The sequence below is a fragment of the Jannaschia seosinensis genome (genome assembly GCF_001408515.1).
Classification (GTDB): Bacteria; Pseudomonadota; Alphaproteobacteria; order Rhodobacterales; family Rhodobacteraceae; genus Jannaschia; species Jannaschia seosinensis.
In genome coordinates, this window is record NZ_CYPR01000131.1 from 1 (window position 1) to 8,613 (window position 8,613).

Genomic DNA, 8,613 nt, shown 5'->3' on the forward strand with positions numbered 1-8,613 from the left:
AACCCGTCCAGCTTCGGCCGCTTCACGGGCGCCGTTCGCCGGTATCCTGGAGGAATCGAGAACGCCAACATCTTCTGAACGCTGTCGCGCGAAATCCCGAAGTGATGCGCCGCCGCCCGCTGGCTCATGCCCTCCGCACAGGCCAATCGCACCTTACGATACAAGTCCACGGTGAAAATCCTCCCGCCCTCCCTGCCGCCAGAGAGGGTAAAGGTGGACGACTTTTACGCCGCCCGCAGCAGGCTCATCCCGCCGCTACCGTGGCAGACTTTTGCACCGCCGTTCTCACAGACGGTCCGCGTCATCCGATTGGCCAGCGCGACGGCGACAACCTTGACGGGCTTGCGCCCCATTGCTCTGCTCCCTGAAAACTGGACCACCCGATGGAGGCAGGCCGCCGATCCAGCAGCACGAGTGGATGAAGGTCACGGCGAACAAGGGCTCTGATGGTTAGCGTGAAGTATCGACTGCGAGGGCCATTGTGAAAGTCGCGTATCTTTTGAACACTCATCCTCTTACCAGCACCACGTTCATCCGTCGTGAAATTGAGGAACTCGAGAAGTCGGGCGTAGCTGTTCACAGGTTCGCGATGCGAAGATGGGACGAGCAACTTGTCGACCCACGAGACTGCGTCGAGCAGAGCAATACGACCTATCTTCTCGACAATCCGATCGCTTTGGCGATGAGTGCAATTGTGGAGGCGCTGAACAACCCAAGGCGCTTTTGGCGAGCGTTCCGGATGTGGTGCAGGTTCGTTACACCCGACCTCCGAGACTACAGGAAGGTCGCGTACCTTTTCGAAGCAGTGCGTTTCAAGCGAGAAGCGCGATGGCGCGACCTTCGACATGTCCATGCGCATTTCGCCAGCAATGCGACGACTGTTGCGTTGTTGGCGCACGAATTGGGCGGACCAACCTTCAGCTTTACCGCGCACGGGCCTGAAGACTTCGACGAGGCCTACACCCTCCGCCTCAAGTTGAAGATGGAGCAAGCTGCTTTCGTCGTGGCGATTTCGGAGCACGCGCGCGGCCAGCTCGCGGTGCACCTCGGCACGCAACACTGGGACAAGTTGCACGTGGTGCGCTGCGGCCTTGACCTGGATGAATTTTCTCTACGCGGAGCGAGCAAAGGTCCAGGGCGGAACATCGTCTGCATCGGCCGCCTGACACCGCGGAAAGGTCAGGTTCTACTGCCTCGTGCCGCGGCAGAGGCGCTTCGGAGACATGCATGGCTGAGCCTGACGTTGATTGGAGACGGAGAGACGCGGGACGAGATCGAACGCGAAGTCGAGCGACTGGATCTGCGCGGCCGTATCCGCCTTCTCGGGTGGAGATCGGGGCCCGACATCCGCGCCGCCATCGCAGACTCTCGGGCCCTCATCCTCCCGACTTTGTCCGAGGGATTGCCGGTCGTCATCCTTGAGGCGCTTGCGCTGTGCTGCCCTGTCGTTGCGCCACCCGTCGCGGGAATCCCCGAGGTGCTCGATGCGGAGTGTGGATGGCTTGTACGGACGGGTGATCTTGAGTCGCTGTCTGCGGCGATAATAAGCGTAGCCACGGCAGAACCCGATGTACTTCGTGCGAAAGGCCTCGTCGCCCGACGCCGGGTGGAGGAGATGCACGACATCCGAAAAAGCGCCACCAAATTGCGCCTGCTGTTTGCAGATTACACCGAAGGTGAGGACCAGACTGCATGAGTGCAGTTTCAGATCGCAAGGTTCTCCGGAGAACAGATCTACTGCGCCACCTTATGTTAGCAGAATTTATGCTCCGCCGTCGGGCTCGTTTTCCTGGTTAAAAATTATAGTCGCTGGCCCCGCAATCTCAGATTAATTCTTTGCGCGCAGACACAAGAAAAATAGAGATGGACGAATTGGACTCCACGCAATAAACAACAGCGATTGTTTGAGTGGAGAAATTACTTTGGAAAATGTTGCATCAAGAGACCTTGATTCGGAGGCATTATCCCTCCCAGAGCTTTCGACTGCGCAGCCGTCGCGTGTGCGACGCGTTCTTCTCGTCGACCTCAATCGATTTACCAGCTTTCCCACTCTTGCCGTCGGGATTTTGGCGGCCACGCTCAGGGCACGTGGCTTTGCCGTCAAAGTGATCTGTCCGCTTGCTCTCGATCTTCCTGCCGCAGCGCGGGAAGGCCAGGAGCAGCTTTGGGACCATCTCCACCGGAGGATCCGCCTCTCTGACTACCATTTTATCAAATGGCTGCGCAATTGCGCTCGCGAGCCCCGGGAATGGTTGGCGCAGCGACCGCGTGCGGCTGTCCTGCGGGAAGTCGAGGCGGCACTCTCTTCAGGGACAGATGCGGTTCTTCTATCCGCCTATCTGGACCATTTCCACACCGTCAGGGGCATTGGGCGTCTCGCCGAACGCAAAGGCGTCCCGGTGCTCCTTGGTGGCCCAATGTTCAACCTGACTGGAGTGGCGGAGACCTGGCGGACTCTGCCCGGAGTCGCGGCCGTATCCGGAGGTGAAGTCGAACCCTATCTGGCTGATCTGGTCGAGGCGATCTGCGATGGCAACAAGCTTGCGCGGTTTCCGGGTCTGACCTTCCCGGATGGGACCCGAACGGAAGCCGCACCGCCACTCCGTGCTCTGGACGACAGCTACTTCCCGGATTTCGACGACTTTCCGTGGGACCGTTATCCAAACCGGATCGTGCCCATTCTCGCCGGGCGCGGTTGCCAGTGGGACAAGTGCACATTCTGCAGTGACGTGATCTCAGCGAGCGGTCGCAAGTTCCGGACCCGCGGCCTACAGAGCGTCCTCGTGGAGATGCAAATTCAGGCGGAGCGTTACGGGTCGAAGGACTTCATGTTCCTCGACCTGAAGCTCAACTCCCACCCGGCCATGTTTCGGGGAATTGCTCGCGACCTGCGACGTTACGTGCGTGGCGCGCAGTGGGTCGGCACCGTGCATGTGGATCAGCGTCGGGACAACGGCCTTTCCCGGCACGATCTCTTCGCTGCCGCGTCCGGAGGGATGCGCCGCATCAGCTTCGGCCTGGAAAGCGGCAGCCAGCGCCTGCTCGACGCCATGCGAAAGGGCTGTTCGGTCGAGCGAAACGAGGACTTCCTGCGAAATGCGCATGATGCAGGACTCTCGGTGCGCTGCACGATGTTCAAGGGCTATCCGGGCGAAACGGCCGAGGACATGGAGGCGACAGCAGACTTCCTCGAGCGGAATTCGCCTTTTGTCGACCGCATCCGGTTCAACGATTTCATGGTACCGCTGGACACCCCGATCCATCGCGCCCTGATGGAGAAGAGCAGCGATGTCGAAGCCCTGCGCCTCACCGGAATGGACTCCCGGCGAGCCAAGGGCCTCTACGACAGGCGCGTGGTTGACCGGGCCTACCGGCGCGCAAAGGCCCGCGCGCTGAGAACCGTCTATGAGATCAATCGAAGACCGCTGCGCGAGATGGCGCGGCAATTCGACGGACTCATGTGATGGTGACGCATTGGCGACGTAAGGCGGCTGGCCGGGATCATGTTCGTGGCGCCGGTGCACTTTCGCATCGTCTGCGCCGGCTGTCGTGGCTCGACCGTCTCGACGAGGCGCGTGCCTTTCTGGAGCTTCACGCGCGATCGCATCACGCGAACGCGCCCTCTTTTCAGCGCCGGTGGGCGGAGGTCCGGCGCGCCCTCATGCGGCATGGCCACTACGATCATACGCCCGAGGAGCTGGCCTTCGGGGCCAAGTTGGCCTGGCGGAACCACGCCGGCTGCATTGGTCGGCTGTTCTGGGACAGCCTTCTGGTGCGGGACCGAAGGAACACCAGTGAACCAGAGGCTATCTTCTCCGATCTCTGTCGTCACCTTGAGGACGCAACCGGAGACGGGCGCATCCGGTCGATCATCTCAATCTACCCGCCCATGCAGCCGGGAAGACGGCCCAGCTACGTGGAGAGCGCTCAATTGATCCGATATGCGGGGTACCTCGACGAAGGCGGATGCGTGATCGGAGACCGCAAAGCGATCGAGGCGACGCGCGTCGCACAGTCGCTCGGGTGGAACCCTCCGGATCGCAAGGGGCCGTTCGACATCCTCCCTGTCGTGATCCGCGATGCCGATGAGCGGCGACACCTGTTCAATCTACCTTCCGGGCTGGTGCGCGAGGTGCCGATCACGCACCCGCATTGCCCGGAGATCGCCGCCATGGGCTTGCGGTGGTATGCGGTGCCGGTCGTCAGCGACATGATCCTCACGATTGGCGGCATCGACTATCCCTGCGCACCCTTCAATGGGTTCTACATGTGCACCGAAATTGCATCGCGCAATTTCGCGGATCGCGGGCGCTACGACCTTCTGCCCAAGGCCGCGCGTCGTCTCCAGCTCGATCCGGACTCACACGAGACGCTTTGGAAGGATGCAACGCTCACGGAACTCAACCGCGCGGTACTTCACTCGTATCAGGCCGCCGGGGTCACGATGGTCGACCACCATACGGCCAGCGACCAATTCATGCAGTTTCTCGCGCGCGAAAGCGCGACGGGTCGACGCGTGTCCGGCGATTGGACCTGGCTCGTGCCACCGCAGGCATCCAGCGCGTGCGAGGTGTTTCACCACGACATGACGGACCTGCGCACCGTTCCGAACTTTTATCGAAGCCGCGGCACCGACGGTGCCCGTCTCATGCCTCATCCCTGGAATAGTCGCCAATCACGGCTACGAAATATCTACGAAAGGGTTCGGCATCGTGCGCGGCTCCGGCAGGAACATTAACAGGCTGCTGAAAAAGTCTTGAGTGCCCATCTTCGACTCCTACGACGACACATCATATCGGTTTTGGAAGCGCCTGCGCACAATATCTTGTCATCCCTTCGAGACGGCTGATGCAGTTCGTCGAGGTCCATTTCCTTTTTCAGCAGCCTGTTAAGGAGGAGCGTCGTGAGCGGACATCTGGCAAAGTGGCATTGAAGTCGACGCCTCCATGTCCCTCTGCGACCGGCCAATCACGCGCTTCGATGAAGGGCTCATCGCGGCCTAAGAAACCGATAAGCCGTGGATCCGTGATATGGACTTGGAACGCTTGGAAGGCGATGACTGAGTCCCGGATCAGTTCGGATCAGGCGAGATCGTTGCGAAGGTGATCGACGCCACCCCCGGCGCCGCGGCGCGCTACGGCCCTCGATATCCTTGGGCTGCGCGATCTGGTGAAAACGGAGCGGATACCACCGCCGGAGACGAGACGAGACGAGACGAGACGAGACGAGACGAGACGAGACGAGACGAGGAAGCTCTGCATGAAACTGCTGGGGAAACGCCTCATGTCTCGGGACTTCGACCACCAGAATACAGAACTTAAGGTCAGCTTCGCCTTCCTGCATGAATACAACAAGTTCGGCACTCCTTCAAGGAAGCCGTGAGGTAAGTCTGTCCGGGGGAAGGGGAAGTTCGACCCTCAGCCAATCTGCGCAACAGAGTCCATCCACACCATTGATGGCGAACAAAGGCTTGCTCCGCTCGCCTACACCACTTCCCGGGATGCTCGCCGGATGGCACAGGTTACGGCACAAAGGCGGTCAGAAGGAATCTCTTTTTGGCCATAGTGGGTTGGGGCATTTCTTCCGGTGGTCGGATTGAGGCTGGATTGACCTTCTGGGCGAGTTACCATCATGCGAAACCCGATGGGAGAAGCCGACATGAGTGCTGGTAGCAACGGAGTTGCAACGTCCACTACATTCTCGGCAGTGCAGCCGGAAAATCTGGACCAATCCGATCGAAGCGTACCGCGCAATCTTCGGCAGTCCGGACCCACGCCGGTCGAGATGCTGATTTCGACGCGCGTGCGGAAGTCGCCTTTCTGGCACTTAAGCCACGCTGCCGGCTGTTGGCGCGCGACCGTTTACAACCGGATGTACCACCCCCGCGGCTACGTCCGGCCACAAGACGGCGGTGCGATGGCCGAGTACGAAGCGCTCGTAAATCACGTCACGCTTTGGGACGTCGCAGTGGAGCGGCAAATCAGGATCAAGGGGCCGGACGCGGAAGCCTTCGTAAATCGGCTCATAACGCGCGACGCAACTCTTATCCGGCCGATGACGGGCAAATACGTTATCCTCTGCAATGAAGACGGCGGTATCATAAATGATCCCGTTCTGCTGAGGCTTTCGGATGACGAATTCTGGTTTTCCATTTCCGACAGCGATCTTGAGTTGTGGCTTCGAGGAGTCAATGTTGGCCTCGGGATGAATGTCATGATTGGCGAAATTGACGTTGCGCCTCTTCAAATCCAAGGTCCGAAGAGTGAAGCACTTATGGTTGAGATGTTCGGCGAAGAGATAAGCGAGCTTCCGTATTACGGCATGCTGGAGGCGAAAATTGCCGATTGTAACGTCGTCGTCTCCCAAACCGGTTTTAGCGGAGAAAAAGGCTACGAGATTTATCTTCGGGAGGCAACGCGAGACGCCGATGCGCTTTGGAATGCCGTAATCATGGCAGGTGAGCGCCACTCGCTTGTCGTCACCGCGCCGGCACATCACCGGCGGATTGCGGCTGGTATCCTTTCTTGGGGGCAGGATATCGACCAACATGTGTCACCTTTCCAGTGCAACCTTTCCTATCAGGTGCCGCGGGAAAAGTCGGTGGACTATGTCGGTCGCCGAGCGCTTGAGGCGCAGCGAATGGAACTTGATGCGGGCCGGAACCCGTTTCGCCTGATAATGGCTGGCTTGACCTTTGACGGACAGCCGGTGGTTGATTACGCGCCGGACTTCTGGCTGATTTTGCCGGAGGACGGCGGAACTCCGATCGGTTACATTACCTCCGCTTGGTTTTCGCCTGAGCTCGATTGCAACATCGCACTGGGCTGGGTGCCGGGCGATAAGGCGACTCCCGGAGCACGGCTGTCAATTGCGCTGCCGGACGAATATGCCGAAGCACCGGGAATGCCTGCCTCGGGCAAGGTCGTGGACCTTCCGTTCCGACCTTCGATCAATCCAAGCGCCCGTGAGCGCGGGAAAGCCGGACCAACTGACAACGCAACGTGATTGTGTATTGTTAGGTATTCAGTCCCATACTGTGGTGGCAGAGTTGACGCTTCTATGAGAGCGTGTTGCGGCCTTCCCGATTCAGTATTTCCATCAGGCTTGATCTGTGGCTCCCTTCTGCAGAGCAGATATGGGGGGCAACAATAAGCTGGCAACTTCCTCTGGCGCCTCGTGAACGCGTAGTCACTTTCTTGAGGAAGGGAATTTGCACCACACAACCGCCGCGCGGTTGCGAGTGTCGGTTAAGTTCGTCAACGACATGGCGATCCTGAAGCACGAGACGGGCGGATTGGCCCTACGCGCCCAAGGCAATGGTGGTGGCCATGGGCGTTGATGATGTACGCCCCCGACAGCGGCTAACTCCCCTACGTCATCGGCCTCTTTCGACAAGCCCTGGACCGGCAGTTGAGCTTGGAGGAAGCGATCTGAGACATACCTGATTGACGACGGCAGGGGATCAGCTGCGGCACGTCACTTGCCGTCTCCGGTCTTAGCCGGACTGACGTGCCGCGTGTCCGATCACCAAGGCCCTGGAATTCTCAGATATTCACGCAGGCGGGGAAGCCGGAACGTGAAGCTGGCGGGCGTTCAGGCCCGCCCTTGCTTGATGGCACAGGTTACGGCACATATGCTGTCACACTGCGGAGTCGCACAGGAGTCGCTCCGGAAAAGTGTCGCAATTTCAGTGCGTTGAGATTTGCGCTCCGGACCCTACCGCCGGAGCCAAAATCCCAGCAAGCTACTGAAATCCAAGGGTTTCCGAGATCCGGAGTCGGAGCTCGACGACGAGGTGCACATTCGGGTGCACTCGGCGGTGCACATCGTGTGCACAGGAGGGCATGTTCATGCCCCGGAATCGGAGCTTGCCACCGCATCTCGAGATCCGCCGAAACGGCTACTACTGGCGCAGACGCCTGCCCCGGTCCCTACGGGACCGGGGTGGCTGTGATGATGCGGCCGGGGATGAGAGAAACCGTATGCCTCCGCCGAGGGCCGTCTGACCGACCCACCCGGCTGCCTTTAAGAGCATGAAGCTATGACAGACCATAGCTTCATGTCCCAAGTAGAGGTTCTTTCGGTCACGGATACCGGCCGGCGGCGTCGGTGGACTGACGCCGAGAAGGTGCGGATCGTTGAGGAGAGCTATGCGGCGCCTCGGATGGCAGCAGCGACGGCACGACGCTACGAGATCTCTCGTTCGCTTCTCACACGGTGGCGTCGCCTGGCACGTGAGGGCCTTCTGATCGGCAATGGGGACCGGGCGCATTTCACGGCGGTTACCGTGAGGCCGGAAGTCGCCGCCGAGCCAGCAACCACCATGCGCAGTTTCGGGCGGATGACACGAGCCATGACCGGGTGGAGATCATCCTGCCGAACGGACGTCGCCTCGTGACCGCCGCCTCGACCGAGACGTCGACCCTTGCGCGGCTCATCCAGGTGGTGGAACGGGCATGATCGCGTTTCCGGCAGGCGCAAAGGTGTGGATCGCGGGCGGCGTGACTGACATGCGGAAGGGCATGAACACGCTGGCCTTGCAGGTGCAGCAAGGCCTCGGGCGTGATCCATATGCCGGGGAGATATTTTGCTTCCGAGGACGTCGGGGCGATC

9 protein-coding genes are annotated in these 8,613 nt (G+C 60.1%); 7 read left to right on the top strand and 2 right to left on the bottom strand.

Annotated features, from left to right (window positions below):
* Together JSE7799_RS22475 and JSE7799_RS22025 are read right to left on the bottom strand one after the other, a co-directional pair.
* A partial coding sequence (locus tag JSE7799_RS22475) for a helix-turn-helix domain-containing protein (protein WP_442354840.1) occupies window positions 1–170 on the bottom strand: 170 nt, incomplete at its 3' end.
* 54 nt (window positions 171–224) lie between these two features.
* Window positions 225–353, bottom strand: coding sequence for a hypothetical protein (locus JSE7799_RS22025; protein WP_275934895.1), 129 nt, complete (start codon window positions 351–353; stop codon window positions 225–227).
* Between the two features lie 128 nt (window positions 354–481).
* On the opposite strand from JSE7799_RS22025, the gene JSE7799_RS10315 reads away from it, so the two are divergent.
* The 7 genes from JSE7799_RS10315 to tnpB all read left to right on the top strand — a co-directional run.
* A complete protein-coding gene (locus JSE7799_RS10315; RefSeq protein ID WP_083480459.1) occupies window positions 482–1,696 on the top strand; it encodes a glycosyltransferase family 4 protein in 1,215 nt (404 codons plus the stop codon).
* Between the two features lie 370 nt (window positions 1,697–2,066).
* Entirely contained in the window at window positions 2,067–3,464 is a 1,398-nt protein-coding gene (locus JSE7799_RS10325) for a B12-binding domain-containing radical SAM protein (protein ID WP_222101740.1), read from the top strand.
* Entirely contained in the window at window positions 3,464–4,738 is a 1,275-nt protein-coding gene (locus JSE7799_RS10330; protein WP_083480461.1) for a nitric oxide synthase oxygenase, read from the top strand. The genes JSE7799_RS10325 and JSE7799_RS10330 overlap by 1 nt, the downstream gene beginning before the upstream one ends.
* A 521-nt stretch (window positions 4,739–5,259) precedes the next feature.
* Window positions 5,260–5,382, top strand: coding sequence for a hypothetical protein (locus tag JSE7799_RS22030; RefSeq protein ID WP_275934896.1), 123 nt, complete (start codon window positions 5,260–5,262; stop codon window positions 5,380–5,382).
* A gap of 249 nt (window positions 5,383–5,631) precedes the next feature.
* The gene (locus JSE7799_RS10335; RefSeq protein ID WP_245624857.1) at window positions 5,632–7,005 is read left to right on the top strand and encodes a glycine cleavage T C-terminal barrel domain-containing protein; all 1,374 of its coding nucleotides are present in this window, start codon (window positions 5,632–5,634) and stop codon (window positions 7,003–7,005) included.
* 1,054 nt (window positions 7,006–8,059) lie between these two features.
* Window positions 8,060–8,398 (top strand): transposase, encoded by a 339-nt coding sequence (locus JSE7799_RS19785; protein WP_245624858.1) that lies wholly within the window; start codon window positions 8,060–8,062, stop codon window positions 8,396–8,398.
* Between the two features lie 58 nt (window positions 8,399–8,456).
* A partial coding sequence (tnpB, locus tag JSE7799_RS22035) for an IS66 family insertion sequence element accessory protein TnpB (RefSeq protein ID WP_144431652.1) occupies window positions 8,457–8,613 on the top strand: 157 nt, incomplete at its 3' end.